Source organism: Kitasatospora sp. NBC_01302 (genome assembly GCF_035976515.1).
In the GTDB taxonomy this organism is placed as follows: Bacteria; Actinomycetota; Actinomycetes; order Streptomycetales; family Streptomycetaceae; genus Kitasatospora.
In genome coordinates, this window is sequence record NZ_CP108404.1 from 8,596,194 (window position 1) to 8,621,129 (window position 24,936).

26 protein-coding genes and 1 pseudogene are annotated in these 24,936 nt (G+C 74.9%); 13 read left to right on the forward strand and 14 right to left on the reverse strand.

All coding sequences use genetic code 11. The features are described from left to right. Positions 1–19: 19 nt before the first annotated feature. Complete coding sequence (locus OG294_RS37280) at positions 20–646, reverse strand: glyoxalase (RefSeq protein ID WP_327071003.1); 627 nt, start codon at positions 644–646, stop codon at positions 20–22. A gap of 128 nt (positions 647–774) precedes the next feature. Here OG294_RS37280 and OG294_RS37285 point away from each other — a divergent pair, with 128 nt between their 5' ends. Continuing rightward, a complete protein-coding gene (locus OG294_RS37285; protein WP_327071004.1) occupies positions 775–936 on the forward strand; it encodes a hypothetical protein in 162 nt (53 codons plus the stop codon). Positions 937–943: 7 nt separating this feature from the next. Here the strand turns inward: OG294_RS37285 and OG294_RS37290 are convergent, their stop codons facing one another. Next, complete coding sequence (locus tag OG294_RS37290) at positions 944–2,728, reverse strand: serine/threonine-protein kinase (protein WP_327071005.1); 1,785 nt, start codon at positions 2,726–2,728, stop codon at positions 944–946. Positions 2,729–2,878: 150 nt separating this feature from the next. Here OG294_RS37290 and OG294_RS37295 point away from each other — a divergent pair, with 150 nt between their 5' ends. Continuing rightward, positions 2,879–3,277: a hypothetical protein gene (locus OG294_RS37295; protein WP_327071006.1), complete on the forward strand. Its 399-nt coding sequence runs from the start codon at positions 2,879–2,881 to the stop codon at positions 3,275–3,277. Between the two features lie 140 nt (positions 3,278–3,417). Beyond that, a complete protein-coding gene (locus OG294_RS37300) occupies positions 3,418–4,635 on the forward strand; it encodes an MFS transporter (RefSeq protein ID WP_327071007.1) in 1,218 nt (405 codons plus the stop codon). Positions 4,636–4,700: 65 nt separating this feature from the next. Here OG294_RS37300 and OG294_RS37305 read toward each other — a convergent pair whose 3' ends face one another. The 3 genes from OG294_RS37305 to OG294_RS37315 form a co-directional block, all read right to left on the reverse strand. Continuing rightward, positions 4,701–5,237 (reverse strand): hypothetical protein, encoded by a 537-nt coding sequence (locus OG294_RS37305; protein ID WP_327071008.1) that lies wholly within the window; start codon positions 5,235–5,237, stop codon positions 4,701–4,703. A gap of 226 nt (positions 5,238–5,463) precedes the next feature. Next, on the reverse strand, positions 5,464–5,787 hold the full coding sequence (locus OG294_RS37310) for a putative quinol monooxygenase (RefSeq protein WP_327071009.1): 324 nt from the start codon (positions 5,785–5,787) through the stop codon (positions 5,464–5,466). 65 nt (positions 5,788–5,852) lie between these two features. Next, the gene (locus OG294_RS37315) at positions 5,853–6,779 is read right to left on the reverse strand and encodes a LysR family transcriptional regulator (RefSeq protein WP_327071010.1); all 927 of its coding nucleotides are present in this window, start codon (positions 6,777–6,779) and stop codon (positions 5,853–5,855) included. Between the two features lie 91 nt (positions 6,780–6,870). Here OG294_RS37315 and OG294_RS37320 point away from each other — a divergent pair, with 91 nt between their 5' ends. Beyond that, the gene (locus tag OG294_RS37320; protein ID WP_327071011.1) at positions 6,871–8,475 is read left to right on the forward strand and encodes an MFS transporter; all 1,605 of its coding nucleotides are present in this window, start codon (positions 6,871–6,873) and stop codon (positions 8,473–8,475) included. On the opposite strand, the gene OG294_RS37325 is transcribed toward OG294_RS37320, so the two are convergent. The 5 genes from OG294_RS37325 to OG294_RS37345 all read right to left on the reverse strand — a co-directional run bounded on the left by OG294_RS37325 (position 8,454) and on the right by OG294_RS37345 (position 13,145). Next, positions 8,454–9,017, reverse strand: coding sequence for a hypothetical protein (locus OG294_RS37325; protein WP_327071012.1), 564 nt, complete (start codon positions 9,015–9,017; stop codon positions 8,454–8,456). The genes OG294_RS37320 and OG294_RS37325 overlap by 22 nt on opposite strands. Positions 9,018–9,144: 127 nt before the next feature. Beyond that, the gene (locus OG294_RS37330; protein WP_327071013.1) at positions 9,145–9,675 is read right to left on the reverse strand and encodes a DinB family protein; all 531 of its coding nucleotides are present in this window, start codon (positions 9,673–9,675) and stop codon (positions 9,145–9,147) included. 60 nt (positions 9,676–9,735) lie between these two features. Next, positions 9,736–10,401 carry a class I SAM-dependent methyltransferase gene (locus OG294_RS37335; protein ID WP_327071014.1) on the reverse strand — a complete coding sequence of 222 codons (666 nt, stop codon included), beginning with the start codon at positions 10,399–10,401 and terminating at the stop codon, positions 9,736–9,738. Positions 10,402–10,493: 92 nt separating this feature from the next. Continuing rightward, complete coding sequence (locus OG294_RS37340) at positions 10,494–11,855, reverse strand: S1C family serine protease (RefSeq protein ID WP_327071015.1); 1,362 nt, start codon at positions 11,853–11,855, stop codon at positions 10,494–10,496. Positions 11,856–12,059: 204 nt separating this feature from the next. Next, on the reverse strand, positions 12,060–13,145 hold the full coding sequence (locus tag OG294_RS37345; protein ID WP_327071016.1) for an AI-2E family transporter: 1,086 nt from the start codon (positions 13,143–13,145) through the stop codon (positions 12,060–12,062). Between the two features lie 251 nt (positions 13,146–13,396). Here OG294_RS37345 and OG294_RS37350 point away from each other — a divergent pair, with 251 nt between their 5' ends. The 4 genes from OG294_RS37350 to OG294_RS37365 all read left to right on the forward strand — a co-directional run bounded on the left by OG294_RS37350 (position 13,397) and on the right by OG294_RS37365 (position 15,116). After that, positions 13,397–13,558, forward strand: a complete 162-nt coding sequence (locus OG294_RS37350) for a YqaE/Pmp3 family membrane protein (protein ID WP_327071017.1) — start codon at positions 13,397–13,399, stop codon at positions 13,556–13,558. A gap of 97 nt (positions 13,559–13,655) precedes the next feature. Beyond that, positions 13,656–14,021: a VOC family protein gene (locus OG294_RS37355; RefSeq protein ID WP_327071801.1), complete on the forward strand. Its 366-nt coding sequence runs from the start codon at positions 13,656–13,658 to the stop codon at positions 14,019–14,021. A gap of 99 nt (positions 14,022–14,120) precedes the next feature. Further along, positions 14,121–14,516 carry a hypothetical protein gene (locus OG294_RS37360; RefSeq protein WP_327071018.1) on the forward strand — a complete coding sequence of 132 codons (396 nt, stop codon included), beginning with the start codon at positions 14,121–14,123 and terminating at the stop codon, positions 14,514–14,516. 126 nt (positions 14,517–14,642) lie between these two features. Continuing rightward, positions 14,643–15,116, forward strand: coding sequence for a carboxymuconolactone decarboxylase family protein (locus OG294_RS37365; protein ID WP_327071019.1), 474 nt, complete (start codon positions 14,643–14,645; stop codon positions 15,114–15,116). A 31-nt stretch (positions 15,117–15,147) separates the two neighbouring features. Here the strand turns inward: OG294_RS37365 and OG294_RS37370 are convergent, their stop codons facing one another. Continuing rightward, a complete protein-coding gene (locus OG294_RS37370; RefSeq protein WP_327071020.1) occupies positions 15,148–16,557 on the reverse strand; it encodes a hypothetical protein in 1,410 nt (469 codons plus the stop codon). A gap of 478 nt (positions 16,558–17,035) precedes the next feature. Between OG294_RS37370 and OG294_RS37375 the strand changes: the two genes are divergently transcribed. The 5 genes and pseudogenes from OG294_RS37375 to OG294_RS37395 form a co-directional block, all read left to right on the forward strand. After that, positions 17,036–18,019 (forward strand): acyltransferase domain-containing protein, encoded by a 984-nt coding sequence (locus OG294_RS37375; RefSeq protein ID WP_327071021.1) that lies wholly within the window; start codon positions 17,036–17,038, stop codon positions 18,017–18,019. Further along, on the forward strand, positions 18,016–19,935 hold the full coding sequence (locus OG294_RS37380; RefSeq protein WP_327071022.1) for an acyl-CoA dehydrogenase family protein: 1,920 nt from the start codon (positions 18,016–18,018) through the stop codon (positions 19,933–19,935). The genes OG294_RS37375 and OG294_RS37380 overlap by 4 nt, the downstream gene beginning before the upstream one ends. After that, positions 19,932–21,077, forward strand: a complete 1,146-nt coding sequence (locus OG294_RS37385; RefSeq protein WP_327071023.1) for a 3-oxoacyl-ACP synthase III family protein — start codon at positions 19,932–19,934, stop codon at positions 21,075–21,077. The genes OG294_RS37380 and OG294_RS37385 overlap by 4 nt, the downstream gene beginning before the upstream one ends. Next, positions 21,074–21,931 carry an SDR family NAD(P)-dependent oxidoreductase gene (locus OG294_RS37390; protein WP_327071024.1) on the forward strand — a complete coding sequence of 286 codons (858 nt, stop codon included), beginning with the start codon at positions 21,074–21,076 and terminating at the stop codon, positions 21,929–21,931. The genes OG294_RS37385 and OG294_RS37390 overlap by 4 nt, the downstream gene beginning before the upstream one ends. A gap of 269 nt (positions 21,932–22,200) precedes the next feature. Continuing rightward, positions 22,201–22,371: pseudogene (locus OG294_RS37395) on the forward strand (DUF5959 family protein); the annotation flags it as partial. Between the two features lie 33 nt (positions 22,372–22,404). On the opposite strand, the gene OG294_RS37400 reads toward OG294_RS37395, so the two are convergent. From OG294_RS37400 to OG294_RS37410, 3 genes are read right to left on the reverse strand one after another with little or no spacing between them, the layout of a single operon-like run. Continuing rightward, complete coding sequence (locus tag OG294_RS37400) at positions 22,405–23,298, reverse strand: ACP S-malonyltransferase (RefSeq protein ID WP_327071025.1); 894 nt, start codon at positions 23,296–23,298, stop codon at positions 22,405–22,407. Then, entirely contained in the window at positions 23,295–24,530 is a 1,236-nt protein-coding gene (locus OG294_RS37405) for a beta-ketoacyl-[acyl-carrier-protein] synthase family protein (protein WP_327071026.1), read from the reverse strand. The genes OG294_RS37400 and OG294_RS37405 overlap by 4 nt, the downstream gene beginning before the upstream one ends. Continuing rightward, positions 24,527–24,769: an acyl carrier protein gene (locus tag OG294_RS37410; protein WP_327071027.1), complete on the reverse strand. Its 243-nt coding sequence runs from the start codon at positions 24,767–24,769 to the stop codon at positions 24,527–24,529. The genes OG294_RS37405 and OG294_RS37410 overlap by 4 nt, the downstream gene beginning before the upstream one ends. Between the last annotated feature and the right edge of the window lie 167 nt (positions 24,770–24,936).

Consider the following 24,936-nt stretch of genomic DNA (forward strand, 5'->3'; position numbering starts at 1 on the left):
TTGTCGCACCCGTGGTGCCTCACGAGGCGAGGACAGGCGAGGCGGCCTGCCAGGCGAAGCCGTCCGGGTCGGTGAAGGGGCCGGCCGTGCCGCCGATCGCGAGCCGGTGCGAGCCGGTGCCCTCGGGGGAGACACCGGCATCCTTGGCCAGGGCACGGTGCCGGTACAGGCCCAGCTTCACCGGGCTCGACCCGCCCGCGAACTCCACGTACATCCGGCCGAAGCTCTTCGCCACGGTCAGCCCGTGCGCCACGTAGAACTGCTTGCTGGCGGCCACGTCCGCGACCCCCAGCAGCAGCACCAGCTGGTCGAACCGCCGGGTGGCCGGGCCGGTGTCCTTCTTCGCCGAGGTCGCGACCTTCCAGATCGCCCCGTCCGGGGCCCGGACGACGCCGCCGTAGCCCCAGAGCGACTTCGTGACGGGCTTCAGCGGTGCGGCACCGGCGGCGAGGGCGGCGTCGACGAGGGCGTTGACGTCGGAGGGCTGGGCCGCCGTGAGCGAGAGCGTGAACCCGCGGAAGCCCGTCGTGGCCTCCTGCGACTCCCGTAGGCGCACCTGGCCCGCCAGTCCGAAGGCGTCGGTGTAGAAGTCGTGCGCGGCCGCGGTGTCGGCCACGTCGAGGGTGAGGTATTCGATGGAAGTCATGTCCTTCACGCTAGTTGCGGGCCCACGACCGGTGCTTCTCGATTCCTGACCGGTCCGGCGCCGCCGCTACGATTCGGGACACCGGCGCTCAGGGGGAGCGCTCGGCTGCTCGGGGGAGGAGGAGCACAGTGCGCTTCGTGGTGGGGTTCGCGATCTTCACCGCCGGCCTGGCCGGGGTCGCCGCGGCGAGCAGGGGCCGGGGCGGGTGGGCGCGTTGGGACCGCCGGCAGCGGAGCCTCTGCGTGGTGTCGTTCGCCCTCGCGCTCGTCGGGATCGCCGTGATCGGCTGACCCGGCGTCAGGACAGCTTGGCCAGCGCCTTGTCCAGCATCGGCTGCGGGTCCAGCGCGCCGTCCGCACCGTTCTCGCTGGGCTGCAGGAAGAACTCGACCAGGTAGTCGTCGCGACTGGTGGTGAGCTTCTCCAGGACGACCGGTGCGTAGGAGGTGGCGTCGGCGGCGTCCGCGCAGCTGTAGGTCTCGCGGCGGGCGACCACCTCCCCGGTGGCCCCGGCGATCGTGGGCGCCTGCAGCGCCGTCGTGGTCACCGTGCACCGCTGCTTCGCGCCGCCGGAGTCCGCCAGGTCGACGGTGTAGGCGGGGCAGTCGGACACCTCCTTGGCGGCCTGGACGTACTCGGCGGCCTGGTCGGCGGAGACCTTCTGCACCGACTCGCCGTACGAGCCGCCGCCGGAGGCCGCCGGGGAGGCGCCGCCGGCCACGGCGGTGTACTCGACGGTGTTGTCGGAGGTGCGGTCCCAGCGGGCCTCCTGGTTCCTGGCGTCGCAGGCCGAGGGCCAACTGCCGCCGACGGGACGCAGATAGCCCATGTCGCCGGCGCCCCAGTCGCTCTGGAATCCGGTCGGCAGGTCACCGGCCTGCAGCAGCTTCGACTTCAGCGACGAGCCGCCCAGGCCGAGGACCGAGCCGCCGGGCACCTCGCCGGTGGCACCCCGGACGACCAGGGCGGTGACCACCCCGCAGACCAGGACCCCGGCACCGACGGCCGCCGCGATCGCCCCGCGCGAGGCGCGGCGCTTGACCGGCGAAGTGACCGGTACGGTGACCGGTGCCGCGAACGGTGCGGCCGGTGGTGCAACCGGCATGGCGGGTATGGGAGTCGGAGCCTGCGCCGCCGGTGCAGGGAGCTCCCGGGCGGGTGCCGCCACCGGACTCGCGCCCTGGCCCGGACTCGCGCTCGGACCCGCGCTCGGACTCGCGCCCTGGCCCGCGCCCTGGTCGGCCGCGTCGAGCAGCGCGGTGGCCCCGGTGACGGTGAGCCGCTGGGCCGGGTCCTTCGCCAGCAGGCCCTCGATCAGCGGCGCGAGGCCCGCTGCGCGGCGCGGTGGCGGGGCCGGGTCGCAGATCACCGCGAGCAGCCCGGCGGTCGGAGTGGTCCGGCGGAACGGCGACAGGCCCTCGGCCGCCTGGTAGAGCGCGACGCCGAGGGAGAACAGGTCGCCGGCGGCACCGTTGTCCTGACCCTGGATCCGCTCGGGCGCCATGTACTCCACGGAGCCGATGATGGCGCCGGTCGCGGTGAGCGCGGTGTCCTCGGCCTGCTGCGCGATGCCGAAGTCGGTGAGCAGGACGCGGCCGTCGTCGGTCAGCATGATGTTGGCCGGCTTCACGTCGCGGTGCACCACGCCCGCCGCGTGGGCGGCGCCCAGCGCCGCGAGCATGGCCCGGCCGATCCGGGCGACCTGCTCCGGCGGGAGCGACTCGACCTCGCGCAGCAGGTCGGCCAGTGACCGGCCCTGGATCAGCTGCATCACGATCCACGGCGCGCCGTTCTCGACCAGGACGTCGTGGACCGCGACGACGTTGGGGTGATCGCGCAGCCGGGCGGCGCTGCGGGCCTCGCGCTGCGCGCGCTCCAGGCGCTCGCCGCGCTCGGCCTGGGTCATCGCCGGTGCGAGCCAGACCTCCTTGACCGCGACCTCGACGCCGAGCGCCTCGTCGGCGGCCTGCCACACCCGGCCGAAGCCGCCCGCCCCCAGCCGGCGCACCAACCGGTACCGACCGCCGACGAGCAGTCCCTCGTGCGCCTCCGCGCCGGCCGCGTCGCCCTGAACCGATGCCACCACGAATCCCCGTCCCTGCTCGCTCCGGCCGTCATGATAGCCAGCCGCCCGCCACCGGCCCGCAGCCCACCGCGACCTGGGGCCGGGCCGGCGGCTTCAGCCGTTTCGGCTAGCATCGGGGCCTTTCGACCAGTGATCAGGAGTTCGCCGGTGCGAGTAGACCCGCTGCCCGGGCGTTCCCGGGCCCGGATGCGGATGCGGATGCGGATACGGATACGGCTGCGGCTGCGGGGAGCGCGGGCCCTGGCGGTGGCCGCCGCCGTGGCGTGCGCGGCGGCCGGCTGCGGGCCGAACACCGACGCCTACGTGGCCCTGCAGAACGCGATGAAGTCCCACATCACCACCCAGGACCACCGGCCGGTCGCCTCGGTGTCGTGCACCCCGCACGTCCACGACACCGCCCGCGAGGAGACGGCGCACCTGCGCTGCCTGGTCGTCTTCGACGACAGGACCTCGTACACCGCCGACGCCACCATCCACAACCAGAACTCCGGCGGCACCCACAACCGGCCCGACTCCTACTCCTGGGACAGCCCGCCCCCGCAGTGAGCCGTCCGCCGCTGGAGGGGCTGCGCGGGCCGGGCGCCGGTAGGCTCGATCCGAGCGTGCCGTCGGCGGGCCCGGACACCGCAAAGGCGGGCCGGCCCACGGCCCTTCGCCCCCGCTCGGCACCCTCCGCCGGAGAACCGATGACCACGACCGACGACCCCAGCGCCGCTCGCAGCCGCCACGCCCGGTCCGGCGCGGCCACCGCGATCGTCGCCGCCGCCTTCTGGGTCACCATGATGGGCACCACCATCCCCACCCCGCTCTACCCGCGCTACGAGGCGGCCTTCCACTTCTCCTCACTGATGGTCACGGTCGCCTTCGCGGTCTACGCGCTGGGCGTGGTGGCCGGGCTGCTCTGCTTCGGCTCCCTCTCCGACCGCCTGGGCCGCCGCCCGGTGACCGCCGCCGCGCTGCTGCTGGCCGGCGCCGCCGCGGGGGTCTTCCTGGCCGCGGACGGTCTGGGGCTGCTCCTGTTCGGACGGGTGCTCTCGGGCCTGTCCGCCGCTCTGGTGACCGGGGCGGCGACCGCCCATCTGACCGAACTCGCGCCCCCTGAGCGGCAGGTGCGGGCCGGCCGGATCGCCCTGGCCGCGAACATGGGCGGCCTGGCCGGCGGACCGCTGCTCGCCGGGGCGCTGGCCCAGTGGGCGGGCAACCCGCTGCGGCTGGTGTGGATCGTCGACGCCGTCCTCGTCCTGGTGGCCCTGCTGTCGCTGGCGGGCGTGCCGGAGACCGTGATCCGACGCCCGGACGGCCGCCTGCTGGCGCTCTCGCTGCCCAGGGTTCCCGCCGAGGTCCGCGGGCCCTTCCTGCGCTGCGCGCTGGGCGCGGGCGCGGGGTTCGCGGTCCTGGGCGTCCTCACCGCGACCACCGGCCTCTTCTTCGGCGAGGTGCTGAAGCTGAGCACCCCGGTGCTCTCCGGGGCCACCGTCTCGATCGCCTTCGTCTGCACCGGTCTCGGCCAGCTGCTGGCCCGGGTGCTGACGCCCCGGCCGGTGCTGCCCGCCGCCTGCCTGGGCCTGCTGGTCGCCGCGGCGCTGATCGCCACCGCGATGCTGACCGCGGCCCTGGCCCCGCTGATCGCCGCGGCGGTGACCGTCGGCCTGGCCACCGGCCTGGCACTCGGCGACGGCATCGCGCTGATCACCGGCCGGGTCGCCGCCCGGGTCCGCGGCCAGGCGTTCTCGGCGCTCTTCGCCGTGCTCTACGCGATGCTGGCGCTGCCCGCGATCGGTGTGGGCGTGCTGATCACGGTCACCGGGCTGCGCACGGCCGGGGCGGTCTTCGCCGGCGCGGTGGCGGTGCTGGTCCTCGGCGTCCTCGCGAGCCTGCCGCGGGAGGGCCGGGGCGCAGCCTGACCCCGGTGCCACCCGCCGCACGCCCGGTGGCACCGGGGCCGGCAGCGGCTCGGCGGCTCAGCGGGTCACAGGGTCGCCGTGGGGCTGTAGGTGGTGCCCCAACCGCCGGTGGGCGGGTTGTAGCCGCTGGGGTAGGTGACCGTTCCCTGGGAACCGGTCTGGTACTTCCCCGGGGCGTAGGCGGTGTAGGCGTTCGCCGAGAGCATCTTGGCCGACCAGGTCTCCATCAGGTCGCCGGTGATGAGCAGCGCGCCGTTCTTGTAGAGGCTGGCGGTCATGGTCAGCTGGGCCACGGGGGCGGTGCAGGAGATGCTCGCCGAGCCGTAGACGATGCTGCTGGTGTGGATGGGGGTGCTGGAGGTCAGCGTGCAGGTCAGGTTGGTCTGCGCGGTCTGCGGCGTCCTGGTGATGGTGGCGTGCGCCGCACCGCTCGACACCTGCGCCGTGGTGACCCCGGCGGGGAGGGTGACCGTCGTGCTGGTCCCGCCGGCGGTGGCGGCGGCTGTGGCGGTGCCGGCGGTGCCGATCATCCCGCCGAGGCCGAGGGCGGCGGTGGCCGCCAGGGACAGCAGGGTGCGGGTTTTCGGGCGGGACACGGACACGGGTGCCTCCTTGATGCCGGGCCGGGGCGGCCTGCTGGCCGGGGACCCCAGCATGGGGTCCCCGGCCCGGACCGGCGGTCGTGGCGGGGAGGTTGGCGCGAATGCGACGGAATGATGGGGATCATTGGCGGATTTCGATTCCGAATCCTCCGCGCTTCTGCCCCTTCGCCTCCACCCTTCGGTCCCGAGCGGAACCAGCGATTCAGCAGGAGCTCCGGACGGTGCCTCAGTCGATCCCGAGCTCGCCCATCCTGCTCCAGCCGGTGGCACCCTCGATGACGGTGCTGACGATCTGCGGCGCCCGCTGGACCAGCGGGCGCATGGTCTCCAGCCCGGCCCGGAAGTGGTCCGAGTTGACGTGGGCCTCGCCCGCGCCGTCCTGGAACGCCTCGACCAGCACGTAGGTGTCGGGCTCCTCCGCGCTGCGCGACCACTCGAACCACAGGTTGCCGGGCTCGGCGCGGGTCGCCCGGGTGAAGGCCTCGACATGGGAGAGCCAGGAGTCGGTGTACTCCGGCTTGACCGGGAATTTCACGACGATGAAGATCATTCAGCGAGTTTACGACGTGTCCGGAGGATCGCGTCGGATCAGCGCGGGGGAGGGTCGCGGGCTTGTCAGGCAGGCCCCGGGTCCTCGAACCGGTCGAGCAGCAGCTCCCGGACGGCGGTGCGCAGCCAGCGGTGGGTGGTGTCGGCATCGTGGCGGGGGTGCCAGGCCATGCCGAAGGGCAGCGGCGGCAGTGGCAGCGGCAGAGGGAAGGTGGTCAGGTCCAGCGCCTGGGCCAGGGCCCGGTTCTGGCCCGGGATCAGGCCCACCAGATCGGTCTCGCGCAGGACGAACAGCGAGGAGCTGAGCGATCCGACCGTCGCGCACACGGTTCGGGTGAGGCCGAGATCGCGCAGGGCCCGGTCGACGGGCCCCTGCATCCGGGCGCGGCGGGAGACGATCAGGTGCTCGGCGGCGGCGAACCGTTCGGGTGTCACGGTCGCCGCCAGCAGCGGGTGCCCCGCGCGGACGACGCCGACCATCCGCTCGTCGTAGAGGTGTTCGACCCGCACCTCGGGCAACTGGTTGTCGATGACGCCGATTTCGAGGTCCGCCACCCCCTCGCGCAGCACGGGGTCGTCCTGGTGGCCCTCGGTCAGGAAGCGCAGCCGCACCCCGGGCGCCTCGGCGCGGACCCGGGCGAGCAGCGCGGGGAGCAGCATCGCGGGCAGCCCGTCGTAGGCGATCGCGGTGAAGGTCCGCAGGGCGGTGCGCACGTCGGTGTGCCCGGTGGACAGGAACAGCGCGCGGGCGCGTTCCACCAGTTCGCGCACGTCGGCGTGGATGGCCAGGGCGCCCGGGGTCGGGACCATCCCGCGCCCGGCCCGCACCAGGACCGGGTCGCCGAGCGCGGCGCGGATCCGGCCCAGCGTGCGGCTCATGGCCGGTTCGGACAGGTGCAGCCGGGCGGCGGCGCCGCGGACGCTGGACTCCTCGATCAGGACGTCCAGCGCGAGCAGCAGATTGAGGTCCAGGTTGGATTGCGTCACACGCAATGTCTCCTTGCAAAAGTTGCACTGGTCGACAGGTCCCGGACGACTCTACGGTGTTCCCGACCCCACCATCACCCTGCTCCCGGGAGCCACCGTGCCTCGCCCTGCCCCGCCGCGCCCCGTCCACTCCGCTCCGCCCGGCCCGACCCCGCCGACCCCGCCTGCCGCAGCCGCACAAGCACCCGCTGCCGCAGCCGCACAAGCACCCGCTGCCGTACCCGCACAAGCAGCCGCTGCCGCACCGGCCCTGCCCCGCTCGCTGCTCCTGGTGCTCTGCGCCTGCGTGGCGCTGGCGCAGAGCATGGTCGCGGCGGTGAACCTGCTGATCCCCCGACTCGCCGCCGGCGCCCTGCATCCGACGCCGGGCCAGCTCCTGTGGGCGGTCGACGCGTACGTGGTCGTCTTCGCCGGCCTGCTGATCCCGGCCGGCGCCCTCGGCGACCGGTACGGGCGCAAGCGCGCGCTGCTGGCGGGGCTGCTGCTCTTCGGCCTGGGCACCGGAGCGAGCGCGGCTGCGCCCGGCATGGACTGGCTGATCGCCGGCCGGGCGGTCTGCGGGGCCGGAGCGGCCCTGCTGATGCCCGCCACGCTGTCGCTGGTCGTGCAGCTGTCCGGGCCGGCCGAGCGCGGCCGGGCACTGGCCGCCTGGACGCTGTCGGTCGGGCTCGGCGGCCTGGCGGGGAACCTGGCGGGCGGTCTGGCCGGCCAGTTCCTCGGCTGGCGCGCGCTGTTCGCGGTCATGCCGGTGCTCGCCGTGCTGCTGGGCCGTCTCGTCACCGTCCGGGTGCCGCAGACGGCCCGCAACCCGAAGGCCGTGGTGGACCCGGTGGGTTCGGTGCTGCTCACCGCGGCCGTGCTCGTCCTGGTCGACGCGATCGTCGAGGGACCGCACCAGGGCTGGACCTCCCCGCGGGTGCTGGGCGCCTTCGCGGTCGCGGCCCTGCTGGCGGCCTGCTTCACGGGCCACGCCTGGCGTGCGGCGCAGCCGCTGTTCGACCCCCGGCTCTTCCGCTCCGCCCGGCTGCGCGCGGCGGTGCTGGGCACCGGGCTGAGCTTCTTCGGGCTGTTCGCGCTGTTCTTCGTCAACGCGCAGTTCCTGCAGTACGCCAAGGGCTACTCGCCGGCGCTGACCGGGGTGGCCGTGGCGCCCGTCACCCTGGGCATGATCCTCGTCCCCAGGCTCGTCGCGCGCATCGCCCCGAACCGCGGCCCGGGTCCGCTGGCGGCCGGTGGGCTGGCGCTCATCGGCGCCGGGCTGCTGCTGGTCTCCACCTGCGACGCGCACACCGCCTACCCGGTCTACGCCGCCTGGCTGCTCCTGCTGTCGATCGGCCTGGGCCTGTGCGCACCCGCCCTCACCGCCACCGTCGTCGGTGAACTCCCGCCCGCCCAGGCGGGCCTGGGTGCCGGACTGAACACCGCCGCGCGCGAGGTCGGCGCGGCGCTGGGCGTCGCGGTGGTCGGCTCGCTGCTCGCCTCCCGCTCCACCGGGGTCCCCGGCACGCCGCAGGAGGTCGCCCGCTTCACCGCCGGCATGGACCTGGGCCTGCGCGCCGTCGCGGTGACCGTGCTGGCCGGCAGCCTCGTCGTCGCCGTGGGCTACCGCACCCGCACCAGCGCCCGGACACGGTCGGCGGCCCCGCTCGCGCCGTCCCCGGCTGAGCCGTCGACGGCTGCTCAGACCTCGCTGCCGTCGTAGATCCGGAGCAGCACCTGCTGGAGAGCCTGCGGGCCGGCGGGGCCGGTGACCATCAGGAAGTAGTTCTCGTCGTACCAGGTGCACATGCTCCGGCCGTCCCGCTGCTGGTAGCACGCCGTGGCGCCGGCGATCGACAGCCGCGGGTGGGTGACGGCGACGCCCTGGCCGGACGGGGCATGGGCGGCGAGCCAGGGGCCCGCCTGGCCGCTGTTGCGCGACGTCGTCACCGCCCAGTTGCCGGCGGCGCCCGGGGAGTCGCCGTAGACGCCCTGGTTCAGCTCGGTCAGTCCGGAGGCGGAGAGACCGGAGGAGGTGAGCCCGGACGTCATGTCGCCCGAATCGGTCAGGACGTTGCTGGACGAGCCCAGTTCGCGCTGGTGCTCGACGGTCTTCGGCAGGTTGATCGCCACCGGGTCGTGCCCGGTGCCCGACGCGTCCGGGTGGTCGTCGGTCAGGAACAGCACCCCGATCAGCGCCGCCAACGCGGCCACGATCAGCACACCTGTCCCGATCCCCGTCCGCCCGTCGTTCCCCCTGGACATCGCAGAGCCCCCCTTGCCCCTCGTTCCGACCGACTATGACAGCCCGTCGGACGCGAGCACAGCCCCACCCGGTCGCTCGGCGCGGGGGCGGACCACCGCCCCCGCGCCGAGCAACCGGCGGCACCGGTCACCCCATGCTCTTGGCACCGTCCAGCGACTCCCGGATGATGTCCGCGTGACCGGCGTGCTGCGCGGTCTCGGCGATGACGTGCAGCAGCACCCGCCGAGCCGACCACTGCGCGCCGGGCTCGAACCACGGAGCCTTCGGCAGCGGATGCGTGACCTCGAGGTCGGGCAGCGAGGCCACCAACTCGTCGGTCCGGCGGGCCACCTCGGCGTACTCCTCCAGCACCCCGGCCAGCGTCTCGCCCGGCAGCATCCGGAAGCCGTCGCCCCAGTTCGCGAAGTCCTCCTCGGTCATGGCACTGAAGTCGCCCATCGCCGAGGGGCCCTTCACGATGAACTCCGCCCAGCCCCGCTCGGTCGAGGCGACGTGCTTGATCAGCCCACCCAGACACAGCTCGCTGGCCGTGGTCCGCAGGCCCGCCTGCTCATCGGTGAGGTCACGGGTGGTGAACCGCAGGAAGTGCCGGTGCTTGGCCAGCACCGCCAGCAGGTCCGCCCGCTCGCCAGTGGTCGCCAACGTGTCGTCGTTCATGGTCCCAGCCTTCCGTCGTTCTCGTTCCCTTGCTGACGACAACGCTAGGGGCCAATGAGGTCAGATCCTGTCCTCATTGGCGTCAGTCGGACACCGGGCAAAGAGAATTCCGCCGAGCGGGCTCTCGGCCGAGCGGAGCGTCAGCTGCGCCTCGACCGCGAAACCGGCACCCTCGAGCCATTCGGCCAGCCGGCCGGGGCGGCGCAGATGGATGTGGACCTTCATCGGATGCCCGCCGTAGCCCTGCGTCTTCAGTCGTGATCCGTCGCCGACGTGGAAGGCGAGCAGCAGGGGGCCGCCGGGGCGCACCACCCGCCGGAAGTGGGCGAGGACCGGGCCGACCTCCTCGTCGGGGAGGTGGATCAGCGAGTACCAGGCGACCAGGCCGGCCACCGAGGCGTCGGGCAGGTCGAGATCCGTCATGGAACCGACCTCGAACCGCAGCCCCGGGTGGTCCCGGCGGGCCAGCTCGATCATCGCGGGCGAGAGGTCGATCCCGAACGCGTCCACGCCCAGCCCGTGCAGATGCGCCGTGATCCTCCCCGACCCGCATCCCACGTCCGCGACCGGCCCACCGCCGGTGGCCGCCACCAACTCGGCGAAGAGCGTCAGGACGGCGCGCTCGTAAGGCGTCCGGTCGAGCAGGTCGCGCACCTGGTCGGTGTAGCCGGCGGCGACGGTGTCGTAGGACGTCCGGGTGTCGGCCAGCCAGCCGTCGGTACTCATGGGCGGTCACGGTAGTGCACGGCCGAAGCCGGCCCGGCCGCGGGTTGCGGGCGGGCCGGCTTCGGTCAGCTGGCAGGCGTTCAGGCGGTCGGTCAGTCGGCCGGGCCGGTGGCCAGGGTGAGGGTGGTGCTGTGCTGGGTGCCGTCGGTGTCGAGCCACTGGACGCTCACCTGCTTGCCCGGGGTCTGGCCGACCATCAGGTCGGTGAGCGAGTCCGGGCCGGACAGGGTGTGGCCGTCGACCGCGGTGACCTCGTCGCCCTGGGTGATACCGGCCTGTGCCGCCGGCGAGCCCGCGATCACCCCGGCGACCATGACGGCGCCGTTGTCCGAGCCGTTCGCGCTGCCGTTCCCGCCGTTGTTCCCAGTGCCGTTCCCGCCGCCGCGGCCGTTCGCCGAGCCGGAGGAGACCTCCAGGCCGAGGAAGGCGGTCGGGCCGATGTGCACCGCGGTGCTCGACTTGCTCGCGGTGATCTGGTGGGCGATCGGGAGCGCGGTGTCGATCGGGATCGCGAAGCCCTGCTGCGGGCCCTGCTGTGCGCCGCCCTGCGACTGGGAGCCGGCCGTGTCGATGCCGACCACCGCGCCGGTGGAGTCGACCAGCGCGCCGCCGGAGTCGCCGGGCTCGACGTCCGCGTTGACCTGGATCATGCCGCTGAGCTGCTCGCTGGAGCCGGTCGCCTCGTCGCTCGCGGTGAGCGACTGGTCCAGCGCGGTCACGTTACCGACGGCGGCGGAGGGGGTGCCGGTGCCGCCGGCATTGCCGATCGCGGTCACCGCGTCGCCCACCGCCACCTTGGCGGAGTCGCCCAGCTTGGCGGTGGTCAGGCCGGAGGCGCTCTTGAGCTGGAGGACGGCGAGGTCGCCGTTGCGCTCGTAGCCGGTCACGGTCGCGGTGTAGGTGCGGCCGTTGCCGACGTCGGTCGCCTGGATCGCGGTGGCGCCGTCGATCACGTGGTTGTTGGTGAGGATCTCGCCGTTCGCACTGAGCACGATGCCGGTGCCGGCGGCCCTCGCGTCCTGGTAGCCGACCGTGGTGTTGATGATCACCAGGCCGGCCTCGGCCTTGCTGACCGCGTCGGCCGGGGTGAGCGCGGTCGGCGTCACCTGCGAGGTGGAGGACGACGTGCCGTTGGAGCTGTTCCCGGACCGCAGCGCCTGGTCGATGCCGATACCGGCGCCCACCGCGAGCACCAGGGCGGCTGCCAGGGCGACCGCCCGGCGGCCCGGGTGCCGCCGCCGGGGCGGCGGTGGCGGCGGGTAGTAGCCCCAGCCCGGCAGCGGGCCCGGCGGGTAGTTCGGCGGCGGCGGCGCCGCGTGCTGCGGGGGCGGCCCGGGGACCGCGGTGTCGGGCCGTGGCGGAGGGCCCCAGCCGCCGGGCGGCGGGCCGGTGTGGCCGCTGGTCTGCGCGTTGCCGAATCCGTCCGGTGCCCCTGCTTGCTGCTGTTCGTTCATGACAGCCCCACCTGTGACATCCGTGCCGATGACATCTCTGGCGGCGGCCTCTGGACGGCCCGTCTGCCGGATGCCGAGCGGGGCCTGCCTCTCCTCCATGATGCGAGGCGGACGGTACGAGCACCGTAAACGGTTGATGAGCTACGCCTTGAAACCGTCACACCCGGCGACCTTCCGCCCGGCGGGCGTAGCCCGGCCCCACCGTCATGGCTCGGCCCCGCCGCCTGACCCCTTGCGCAGTTCGCCGAACACCGCCCAGGCGACCGACACCACCGGCACCGCCACCACCGCCCCCACCACGCCCACCACCAGGCCGCCCGCAGCGACCGAGAGCGCGACGGCGACGGGGTGGATCCGCGCTGCCCAGCTCATCACCAGCGGCTGCAGCACATGCCCCTCGATCTGGCCGATCACCACGATCAGAGCCAGTACCAGCAACGCCGTCCACGGCCCCCGGGTGGCCAGCGCGACGGTGGAGGCGACCGCGAGGGCGACCGGCGAGCCGACCAGCGGGACGAAACTGGCCAGGAACTCCAGCATGGTCAACGGCAGCACCAGCGGTACCTGCAGCACGAGCAGCGCGACCGCGACCAGCAGCGCGTTGCTGGCGGACACGATCATGATGCCGCGGGTGTAGCCGGCGAAGGTCCGCCATGCGACGCGGCCCACCCGGTCGCAGCGCGGACGTCCCCCCGTGGGCAGCTGCGCCACGAACCAGTCCCACATCCGGTCGCCGGAGTAGATGAAGAAGATCGCGCAGAACAGTGCCAGGGCGGTCCCGGTGACCACCTCGAAGATCCGGCCCGCGTTGCTCAGCGCCGTGCTGACCAGGGCCGAACGGTGGGCCGAGAGGAACTTGCCGACCTTGCTCGGCAGGTCGGCGACCGTGTGCGCGGGCAGGTGCAGCGGTGGACCCTGTGCCCAGCGTTCGATGCGGTTCAGGCCGCCGTGGAACTCGGTGCCGAGCTCCGCCGAGTGGCTCGTCTCCAGTGCGACCGCCAGCGCGAGCAGCCCGGCGAGGACGGCCGCCGCGGCCACCACCGTCAGCACCAGGGCCAGCACCCGCGGCAGTCCGCGGGCCAGCAGGTTCGTCAGCGGGCGCAGCACGGCGGTGAGGACCAGCGCGACGAAGACCGCCGCCGCCACGAACTCGACCCGCTGCAGGACGACGAAGACGGCGTAGCCCAGCGCCCCCAGCAGCAGCACCCGCCACGCGTACCCGGCCGCCACGGCCAGGCCGCGCGGGACCGTCGCGGCCGACCGGAGCCGCGCCCCGGGCGACGGGCGCATGGTGCGGGAGGCCGGCCGCCCCGGCGCACGCGCCGGTGTACGCCCTGCCCTGCGCGCCCGGGAGCGACGGCGAGGTCCCTCGCGGTGGTGCCGACCGTCCGCCTCCCTGTCCACCTCTCGCACACTAGGGCCGATCACGAGGGAAGAGCGGCTCCATACGCCAGATGGGGGATGAACCCGGCGACCTGCGGTGGGACGATGAAGGAAGCCCTGCGGTGTCACGACCGGAACGCCTCGAAACGAGGACGATCATGATCAAAGTCCTTCTCGTCCTGCTCTGCTTCGTCCTGCCGTGGCTCGCGGTGCTGATCAAGGACGGCCCGAGCCTGAAGGTGCTCTGGGCCTTCCTGCTCCAGCTGCTGGGCCACATCCCGGGAGTCGTCTACGGCATCTACCAGGTCGTGAAGGACTGAGCACCGGCGCCGGGCGGTCGGGGGTTGAAGGCACCACGTGGGCCAGGCAGCATGATCGAATGATCAGCGCCTGCCTGGAGAAGCCGTGACCCCGACGATGACGTTGACCGCGATCACGCTCGACTGCGCCGATCCGCTGGCGCTGATGGCGTTCTACCAGCAGGCCACCGGCCTCGAGCCCCACCCGAAGTCCGACGCCGACTTCGCGGGTGTGAACGGCGAGCACGGGCTCTTCATCGGCTTTCAACGCATCGACGACTACCGGGCGCCGCGCTGGCCCGACCAGTCCGTTCCCCAGCAGTCCCACCTCGACTTCGCGGTCGCGGACCTGGATGAGGCCGAGGCGCGCCTCATGGCGCTCGGTGCGGGCAAGCCGGAGCACCAGCCCGGCGGCGAGCGGTGGCGGGTCCTCACCGACCCGGCGGGGCACCCGTTCTGTCTGGTGCAGCGTCAGGAGCCTTGAGCACGGAGGCCGTTACCTGGAGAGCCCGGGCTCGTTGACCGTTGTGGTCGGCTCCGTCCGGCCGTGGACATGTGATCATCCCGGCAGAAGGAGAGAGCCATGACGGACACGCAGGCGACCACCGTGACCCGCAGCGGAAGCCCGGACTCCGCGGTCGACCGGGTGGCCGACTTCTACGGTGCGTACATCGACGCCGTCTCCGACGGCACCGACGACCTGTCGGAGCAGCTCCGCGCCCACTACCTCACGCAGGACCTCCGGCAGCGCCTGGCCGCCTGGGAGGAGGCCAACCACGCCGACGGTGTCCTGCGCGCCCAGGACGTCCCCACCGCCTGGGAGGTGAGCTACCAGGACTCGGGCGCCGGCCACCTGTTCACCACGGTCACCCTCACCTGGGGCACCGGCCCGGACGCCGGGAAGACCCGGCTGGCGGTGCAGAGCGACCTGAGCACCAAGCTCATCTCGGACATCGAGGACGCCCCCGCCGGGTCCTGAGGAGGCCCCGTCCTGCGGCGGCCTCGGTGATCGTCCGGTGAGGCGGGCGTCACATCCGTGCGTGTCACAGTCGGTCGCGCTGCTCTGTCCCAGAGGGCATCAGCAACAACGACACGGGAGCGCACGATGAATGCTCGGCTGAACGTCTTCGAGAACCAGGTCGCGGTCAAGTTCGGGAAGCACCTCGTGGCGGCGGGCAGGGTGCTCGCCGATTCCACGCTGCCGGCCGCGACGCAGGAGTTGGTGAAGCTGCGTGCCAGCCAGATCAACGGCTGCGGCTTCTGCGTCGACATGCACACCAAGGACGCCGCGCACGCGGGGGAGAGCTGGACGCGCCTGAGCCTGGTCGCGGCCTGGCGGGAGGCGACGGTGTTCACCGACGCCGAGCGTGCCGCCCTGGAGCTCGCGGAGCAGGGCACCCGGATCGCCGATGCGGCCGGCGGAGTCACGGACGAGGCCTGGGCGAACGCCGCCAAGTACTACGACGAGGACCAGCTCGCGGCCCTGGTGTGCACCATCACCCTGATCAACGCCTTCAACCGCGGGAACGTCATGATCCAGCAGCCCGCCGGCGCCTACCAGCCGGGCCAGTTCGCCTGATAGGCCCGCCACGGGCGGCGCCGGCCCGGGGTCAACGCCAGGCCGGCGCCGGGACGGCGGTGCGTCCGGGGTGGGCGGGGCCCGCCGTGGCCGGCAGGTCGAGCCGGGCCAGCAGGGCCCGCACCCCGGTGCTGCCCGTGTGGCGGCGCAGCGCCGCGCACACGGTGGCCAGCGTGCCGGCCAGTCGCTCCGAGGTCACCAGTGGCTGCTGGTCGAGCAGTCGGGAGAGCACGGCGCAGGCCCGTTCCAGGTGGCCGTGGGCGAGATGGAGTTGGGCCGCTCGCACCGTGGTGACCGCCCTGGCCAGGTGTTCCCCGGCCGGGCGCTCGCGTGCCGAGAGTGCGAGCGCCCGCAGTGCCCCCTCGCCGTCGCCCAGGGCGGCGAGCGCCTCCGCCTCCTGGTGCGCGTAGGAGGCCCAGTGGTAGCCGCCGATGCCCGGCTCCGGCTCGTCGGCGTGCTCCAGCAGCCGGTGCGCCCGGGTCAGCAGGGCGAAGGCCGCAGCCCGGTCCCGGCAGCCGGCGGCGCCGAGCGCCTGCTGGCCGAGGACGAAGGCGGCCTGCCGGTCGGGCAGCCGGTCCAGCTGCGCGGCTGCTGCCTCGGCCAGGTCGCGGGCGTGGCGCCGGTGTCCCAGGTAGTGCGCCTGCACGCTCAGGGCCCGCAGCGCCAGACTGTGCCGGCGCGGGTCGGCGGCCTGCGCCGCGAGCGAGGCGGCGGCCCGGTAGTAGCCCTGGGCGGCGCCCTGGCGCTGGGCGTCGAAGTAGGCGAAGCCGGTGAGGTAGGACAACTCCGATGCACAGCAGAGAAGTTCGCGGCGAATGCCGGGCGGGGAGGAGGCGCGCAGCCAGTCGGCCATCGCGGTGGCCAGGAAACCGGCCACGGTGCGGCGGTAGAACGCCGCACCGGCGGACTGCTCGCCGGCCAGCGCGGATCGCAGCAGATCCTGGGCCGCGCGCAGGTGTGCGGTGCCGATCCGGGCCGGCGCGGCGGCGCTCGTGCCCGGCGCGTCGGCAGCGGGATCCCCGGTCCCGGGCTCGCTGATCCCCGCAGGCTCCTCGGCCGACACGAACTGACGGTGCGTCAGGGTATAGACCAGGGCCGCGGGGTCGGTCTCGCAGCGGGCCAGCGTGACGAGCGCCGCCCCTCCCGGGCCGTCGGGCTCGGCCGGCGCGGGTGGTGCGCCGTCCCGCCCGAGCCCGGTCTGCTCGACCGGGACCGGGCGCCCGAGTGCCCGGGAGAGCACCTCGGCGACGAGTTGGGGCACGGGCGGCGCCGGGCGTGACCCTTGGAGCCAGTGGGCCACCGCCGTGCGGTCGTAGGTGTACCGGTGGCCGTCGACCAGGCCGGCCCGGTTGACCGCCCGGGCCAGGCGTTCGCCGCTCCAGCCGGCCTCCTGGAGCAGGGTCCGCAGGTGCGGGTTGGGGGTGCGTGCGGTGGCGGTCATGTCTCTTCCTCCTCGCGGCGGCGGCGAACATGGGTGGCAGCAGGTGGCAGGCGCTGGAGGGCGGGGGCAAAACAGTGCGCAGTGCGCAGCGGGCTGCGTCGACGGGCCTGATTGCTTGCGGTCGTGGGGGCGGGGCCCGGTGGCCGCGCGGCCTGATCCGGCGAGCGCATCGTAGCGGTGCCGGGGCGGCCCGCGGGCTCGCCTCCTCCCGGCTCAGCCGCGTGGCGAAGGGGCGCGCCGGAGCGCGGGTCGCAGCGGAGCCCACCCGTGCGCCGCGCCAAGCCGCCACACCGGCACCTCGCCTGACGCCACGTCACCTCAGGCGCTCCGTTCCGCGTGCGGCCGGCCCGTGCAACGCCGCGCGGTGCTCAACACAGTCGATGCCCGGGCGGCTGCCGCCGGGGAGCCGGACCGCGTTCCATGGAAGGCACCGGTCGGCCGGCGGCCCGCAGCACGCGGCACGGAAAGGGCACCCACGGTGAACCAGTCACTCGCACCCCCATGGATCGTGCACGCCTTCGGCGGACAGGGCGACCTGTCACTGTCCGCGGCGTGGCGGGCGGCCGACCGGCTGCCCGGGCTGCGCGACGCGTTGGCGGAGGTGTTCACCCGCGTCGATCCGGTGGCGCGCGAACTGGGCCTGCCACCGCTGCGCACCAGGCTGCTCGGCGCCGAGCCGCCGCCCGCCCACTGGCTGGCCGGCCAGGCTCCCGGCACCGCCCAGCTGGCCCTGTTCGGGATCAGCCTCGCCGTGCACCGGGCCCGGCTGGCCGGGGGTGTGCGGCCCGCGCTGCTGCTCGCCGTCAGCTTCGGCGAGATCCCCGCACTGACCGCCGCCGGCGGCTTCTCGCTGCCCGACGGCGCCCGGCTGGCGGCCCGGCTCGGGATGCTGCTGCACACCGCGCCCGGCGGGCTGACGATGCTCGCGGCCTCGGCCGACAGGCTCGCCGAACTGCTGTGCCAGGCACCAGAGGTGGTGGTCGCCTGTGTCAACCATGCTGAGGAGACGGTGGTTTCCGCACCACCGGGCCCGCTCGCCGCCTTCGAGGCCGCGGCCCGAGCCGCCGGTCTGCCGGCCACCCGGCTCCAACTGCCGTTCATCGCGCACCATCCCGCGCTGTGGCGACAGGCCGGCACCTTCGAGCGGTTCGCCATGAGCCTGCCGCACCGGCCGCCGGTGCTCCCGGTCCACTCGGCGGTCGCCGGGCGGGCCTACCGCGGTGCGGCCGAACTCCCACGTGGGCTGGCCGACTGCCTGGTGCGCCCTGCCGTCCTGCCGCCCGTGGTGCGCGCCGCCGTCCAGCCGGGCGACCTGGTGGTGGAGATGGGCACCGGACAGGCGTTGGCACGGGCCGTGCTGCGCACCGAGCCGGCGGCCCGCGCCCTGACCCCGGTCGGCGACGCTGCCCGCCGGCCCGACCTGCCCGTGCCTGCGGGCCGCCCCCACGAGGAGCACGGATGATCCAGCCGCCGACCCCGGCACACACCCGCCGCCGTTCCGTCACAGCCGTCCGCCCGCCCGCCGAACGGTGGGAGAGCCTGCTGGCCGCGGCCGTCCGCCCCGCCGGGCCGGGCACCGGGACCGGCGCCGACCCGCTGGCCCTCGACACCTCCGCCCACCTGGGACTGCGCCGGCTCGCCGCGGTGCTCCCACCGGCCCTGGAGGCCGCGCGCGACCCCGAACTGCTCGCCACCGTCAGTGCGGTGACCGCGCTGGCCGACCCCCCGCTGTACCAGACCTTCCTGTCGCACTACATCCTGTGCGCCGGTTCGGTGGCCCGACTGGGCACGCCGGATGCCGATCCCGCGGGGGAGCTGGCCCACGCCTGGGCCAAGGGCTCCTTCATGGTCACCGAACTCGGCGACTCCGGAAGCCACTTGAACATCCGTACCACCGCCGTTCACGACCCGGCGACCGGGACCTTCCGACTGGAGACCCCCGACGAACGGGCGGCCAAGTTCTCCAGCGTGGCCGCCGGCGGCCTGCCGCAGAAGGCGGTCGTCTGTGCCCGGCTGATGGCCGGCGGCCGGGACTGCGGGGTCTTCTCGTTCCTGGTCGACATCACCGACGCACAGGGGCGCCCGGCTCCCGGGGTCCTGGTCTCCAGCCCGCTCGCCGTCGGCGCGCTGCCACTGCCGTACGCCGCGGTGCGGTTCACCGGCCCGCGGCTGGACGCGGCGCGCTGGCTGGCCGACGGCGCCGTCATCGGTCCGGACGGCGTGCTGCGCGACCCGCTCGGCTCGCCGGGTGCCCGGCTGCGCCGCACCCTCGAAGTGGGCCGGCTGCTGTGGGCCACCCTGCCGGCCGCGATGGCCGCTGTCGCCAGCCGATCGGCCGCCCTCACCTGGCAGTTCAGCGCCCATCGCCGCTCGCACGGTGCGTTCGCGGGCGGGCAGCCGGTGCTCGGGCACCGGCCCCAGCTGCGCGCGGTGGCCGGTGCCCTCGCCGAGGCCTTCGCCCTGCGCTGCGCGGTCGCACCGGCGCTCGGCCACGCCACCGCTGCTGCCACCGCCACCGCCACCGCCGCCACCGCCGCCACCGCCACCGCCGCCACCGCCGCCACCGCTGCCGCCGACGGCGGTGGCCCGGCCTTCGCGCCCTGGGCGGCCGTCGACCAGACCCTCGCGCTGCACAAGGTGCTCGCGACCCGAGGTGCGGCAGACATCCTGATGAACTGTCAACATCGTTGCGGTCTCGCAGGGTTCATGGACCGCAATCTGCTGGCCGGCTACCTCGGACTGGCCCGCTCCTTCGAACACGCCGGTGGCGACAACACGTTGATCCTGCTGGACACCGGCCGGGCGCTGGCCGAGGGGCCGCCGCAGGCACCCCCGCCCGCCGTGCCGGCCGATCCGCTCGACCCCGCCTGGTGGCCCGGCACCGTTGCCGCCCTGCGGTACCGCCTGGCCGAGCACCTGCAGCGCGACCTGGCGGCCGGCCGGGAGGCGGGCCGCCGCGACCTCGCGCTGTGGAACCCGCTGCTGGACCGGGCCCAGGCGCTGGGCTGGGCCGCCGCCCTGCAGCTGGCCGCCCGGTCCGTCGCCGGCTCTACGGGACCGGTCGGCCAGGTGGGACCGACGTCGGCGCCCGCTCTCGACCCGGCGCTGCACGCCATGGTGGCCGCCCTGTACGGCGTGCGCCAGGCCCGCCGCTCGGCCGAGGCCCTGCTCGCCGTCGGGCTGCTCGACCCCGGCCGTGCCCGCGCCCTGGCCGCGGCCGAGGACCACCTCGTCGAAGTCCTCGCTCCCCAACTGCCGCTCCTGGTCGAGCAGCTGGACCCGGAGCTCGCCAACTCCGCCAGCCCGCTGGCCGATCCCGACTACGCCGCCGGGCTCGCCGCGGCGCTCACCTGGCCCGTCACCGGGGAGCGGCGATGACCGCGGGCGCCGACCGGGCCGTCGGCATCCTCGGCATGGGCACCCACCTGCCCCCACGGGTGCGTACCAACGAGCAGGTGGCCCGGGCCGCCGGGGTCACCGCGGCCTGGATCCAGGAACGCACCGGAGTGCTGCGACGCCACGCGGCCGCGGCCGACCAGGCGGCCTCCGACCTGGCCGCCGAGGCGGTGCGCGCCGCCTGCGACGCCGCCGGGATCGACCCGGCCGAGCTGGACCTGCTGGTGTGCGCCGGTTCCACCCCCGACGAACTCGGTCCGGCCACCGCCTGCCGGGTGCAGGCCCGGATCGGCGCCGCCCGTGCCTGCGCGCTGGATGTCGGTGCGGCCTGCTCGGGCTGGCTGTTCGCCGCCAGGGTGGCCCACGACTGGCTGCGCGGCGACTCCGGCAGCAGGTACGCGGCCGTGGTGGGGGTGGAGGCGTACTCGAAGTTCGTCGATCCGGCCGACCGGGGCACCGCCGTCCTGTTCGCCGACGGTGCCGCAGCGGCGATCCTCGGCCCGGTGCCGCCGGGCGGCGGCTTCCACGGCTTCCGGCTGGGCTCGGACGGCACCGGCGCGCACCACGTGCTGATCCCGGCGGGCGGCAGCCGGCGCCCCGCCGACGCCGCGAGCCTGGCCGACGGCGGCCACCGGATCCACATGGACGGGCGGGCGGTGCGCGACTTCATCACCGCGGTCTTCCCGGCACTGGTCGAGGACGAGCTGACCCGCCACCACCTGACGATCGACCGGATCGACGCGGTGGTGGCCCACCAGCCCAACCCCGTCCTGCTGCGGCGGCTGGGGGAGAAGATCGGCATCCCGCCCGACCGGCTGATCGTCACCGGCGACCGCACCGGCAACATCGGTGCCGCCAGCGCGCCGTTCGCCCTGGCCACGGCCGCCGCCGAGCACCGGCTGCGGACCGGCTCGCTGGTCCTGCTCTGCGTCTTCGGCGCCGGCCTGACCTGGGGCAGCTCGCTGCTCACCTGGACCGGCGCACCGGCCCGCGCCGACCGGCCCGATCCCCTGGCCCTCGGGCCCGACTTCGCCCGCCAGTCCGGCCTGGCCCGCCAGTCCGGCCTCGCTCGCCGGCCCGACCCCGACGTCCAGTTCGACCCCGACCCGAGGAGCAGCTCATGACGACCCTCGACAGCTTCCGTCTCGACGGCGCCCGGATCCTGGTGACCGGCGCCTCCCGGGGCATCGGCCGCGCGGTCGCGTTCGCGCTGGCCGAGGCCGGCGCACGGCTCGCGTTGGGCGCGCGCACCGCCGAGGCCCTGAAGGAGAGCGCCGACCGGATCGGCGGGCTCGGGCCCGCGCCCGTGCTCGCCCCCGGCGACCTGGCCGAGCCCGGACGCGCCGCCGAGGTGGTCGACACGGCCGCGGCACTGCTCGGCGGCCTGGACGGCGTGGTGCACAACGCGGGCATCCTGCCCACCGCGCCCGACGGCACACCGCTGCTGCTCCCGCTGCAGCTGCTGCCCGAAGCGGCCTGGCAGGAGGTGGTCGCGGTCAATCTGAACGCCACCGCCGCGGTGTGCCGGCAGGCGCACCGCCACCTGTCGGCGGCCGGCGGCGGCAGCCTGCTGCTGATGTCCTCGGTCGCCGGGGTGATCGGCGCACCCCTGCTGGAGGCCTACGCCGCGACCAAGGCGGCGCAGATCTCGCTCGCCCGCAGTCTGGCCACCGGCTGGGCCCGCCAGGGCATCCGGGTCAACGCGCTCTGCCCCGGCTGGACCCGCACCGACCTGACCTCCTTCGCGCACGCCGAGGGCCCGCTCAACGACTGGCTGCTCGCCCATGTGCCGCTCGGCCGTTGGGCCGAGCCCGCCGAGGTGGCCGCCGCGGCGCTCTTCCTGCTCTCGCCCGCCGCCGGCTACCTCACCGGTCACGCCCTGCTGCTCGACGGCGGCCTGTCCGTCCCGGACGGCGGCCTGGCGGGCATCCCCAAGCCACCGCCCCCGTTCGGCGAACCACCGGCGGGGGAGGACTGAGAATTCGCCGGCGGGCCGGACCCGGATGCGCCAAGCTCGCCCGGACGAGGCGGGGAGGCGCGATGCGGACCGGTGGGCAGTCGGACCTGGCCCTCTTCTGCGACGACGAGGGGGAACCCCGTCCGCATCACCGTGCTCGGCCCGCTGGCGGGTGTCCCTGGAGGGTGTCCCTGGCGGGCTCGCAGCCGAGATCGTCGTCGACACGCCGTTCGTGACCGGGCGGTTGGCGCTCGCGCTGTGGCACTCCCGGCTCCGGCTCCTGGGCGCAGGCGCTGGACCGGCTCCAGGCGGGCGAGGACATCGCGTGGCTGCGGGGCGAGCGCGGACCGTCCGTGTCCATCCACCTCGCGGGCGAGCGGGACAGCCCGGAGGTGGTGGTCAAGGACGGTCTCGTCTCGATGGCGACCGTCCGGGTCCCCGTCGACCTGCCCGCCGACTGATCGCGACCCACCGCCGGCTGCTGGAGACGGTACTCACTCCTTGGGACGCCCACCTGTCAGCGCGGTGAGCGCGGCGGCCCGGCTCAGCAGCGGCCGTGGGCCCAGCTCCGTCAGCTCCACCACCCCCGCGGCCCGCAGCTGTTCGATCCGGCGCCGGAAGGGCACCGGCTCGGTCAGGTGGTGGGTCGCCCCGGCCCGGAAGCCGGCGGCCGAGCGGTAGCGACGGCCCGTCAGCATGCACAGCACCGGCCGCCGGGCGGGACGGTAGGCGAGGTGGGCGGTCAGCTCCGCGACCCGGTGCGCGGCCGGCCGCAGCGCGGGGTTGTGGAACAGCGTACGGGTGGGCAGCCGGGTCGCGCGCACACCGGCTGCGGCGGCTCGTGCGCCCAGCGCCTCGATGCTCGCCGGCGGACCGCTGACCACGGTCTGCTCGGGCGCGTTGTCGCAGGCCACGGCCAGCCCCGGCAGCCGGCTGGCGGCGAGCAGCCCGGCGGCCCGATCGGCCGCCAGCCGCAGCACCAGCAGCCGGCCCTGCCCCACGCCGGTCTCCCGCCGCGCCCGGTCGCAGGCGAGGAGCAGCCGCACGCCGTCGGCCGGCTCGAACACGCCGGCCGCGGCGAAGGCGGCCAGCTCGCCCAGGCTGTGGCCCAGCAGCAGCGTGCCCGGCGGGCACGGGGTGACCTGGTGCCAGGCCAGTGCCTGGACGTAGCAGGCGAGTTGGTCGATCAGCCCGTCCTGCGCGGGCGAGACACGACCGGCCAGCAGCAGCTGTGCCAAGGCGTCGGTGGTGGCGGGCGGCAGCGGTGCGGCGGCCCGTTCCAGCAGGGCACGGGCCGCCCGTGGGTCGGCGCAGTCGCCCAGGCTGCCGGGGACGACCGCGCCGATCCCGGGGAAGAGCAGCACCCTGCGGCGCTCGCCGCCGGTCATGGTGCGGCGAAGGCGAGCACCGCGTTCTGCCCGCCGAAGCCCGCCGAGGTGGACAGCGCCAGGGTGATCGGGTGCCGCAGTGGCACCTCGCGCACCACCCGGAGGCCGATGGCGGGGTCCGGCTCGGTCAGGTTGGCGGTGGGCGGCACGAGCGCGCGATCGATCGACAGCACGGTCAGCACGGCCTCCAGCGCGCCCGCCGCACCGAGGGTGTGACCGAGCGCGCCCTTGGCGGCGGTGACCGGAAGGTCCGGGCCGAAGAGCCGGTGCAGCGTGCGGGCCTCGGCCAGATCGCCGAGCGGCGTCCCGGTCGCGTGTGCGTTGACGTGGTCCACCTCCCCGGGCCCGGCCCCGGCAGCGGCCAGCGCCCCGCGCAGTGCCGCCTCCAGGCCCCGGCCCGCGGGGTCGGGCGTGGTGGGGTGGTGGGCGTCCGCCGAGGCGGCGTAGCCCGCGAGTTCGGCCAGCACCCGGGCGCCGCGGGCCCGGGCGTCGGCGACCCGCTCCAGCACCAGCATCGCCGCGCCCTCGGCGAGGACGAAGCCGTCCCGCGCCCGGTCGAAGGGGCGGCAGCTGGCGGCCGGGTCGCCGGTCCCGGCGGCCAGCGCGTCGATCCGGGCGAACGCGGCCGCGGTGAGGCGGTCGACGGCGGCCTCGCTGCCGCCGGCCAGCGCCAGGTCACAGCTGCCCTCGCGCAGCAGGCCGGCGGCCAGCCCGATGGCACTGGCACCGGAGGCGCAGGCGGTGCCGACCGCGAGGCTCGGGCCACGCGCGTTCAGGGCCAGCGAGAGCTGGCCGGCGGCCATGTTGGTCATGAACAGCGGCACGGCCAGCGGGGCGACCCGGCCGCCGGCCGCCAGTCGCAGCGCCTGCTCGCCCCAGGACGGGGCGCCGCCGAAGGCCGAGCCGGTGACGACGGCGACCCGCGCGCCGTCCCAGTCGGCCGGGTCCAGCCCGGCCTGGCGGATAGCCTCGCCCGCCGCCACCAGCGCGTACTGGATGAACGGGCCGGTGCGCCGCGCGAGACCCGCGCCGAGCAGGGCGGTCGCGTCGAACTCCGGCACCCGGCAGGAGACCCGGGCGCCCGAGCCCGCAAGGAGCGGATCGGCGCGGGCGGTCGAGTGCCCCGCGCAGACCCGGGCCCAGCAGGCCTCCGCGCCCAGACCGGCCGCGCTGACCGCGCCCACGCCGGTGACCGCGACGGCCGCGCCCGCCGTGCCGCTGCCGGACCTCATCGCGCACCGGTCCGGTCGCCGAGCAGCGCGGACACGGCGGCCAGCGAACTGCCGGCCGCCAGCTCGCCCTCGGTGACCTGGACGGCGAGCCGTTCGGCGAGGACGTCGGCCAGCTCGATGACGGCCAGTGAGTCCAGCCCCAGCTCCTCCAGGGTCGCCGTGGGCCGCACCTCCTCGGTGGGGACCTGGAAGGCGGTGACCAGGATCTCGGCGAGGTCGGGATGGACGTGGCTGCTCATGGCGGTTCTCTCCGGGGGAGTCGTTTCCCGGGCCGCCGACGCGGCCGGGCCCGGCTCCATTGCGCCGCACCGGGGGCCGCCCGCGGAACGTGTTCCGGCTTCGAACCTGTTGAACCGTCAAAGACGTTGCCCGGAAGAGCCCGGCACAGCAGTCCGGTCGGCCCAGC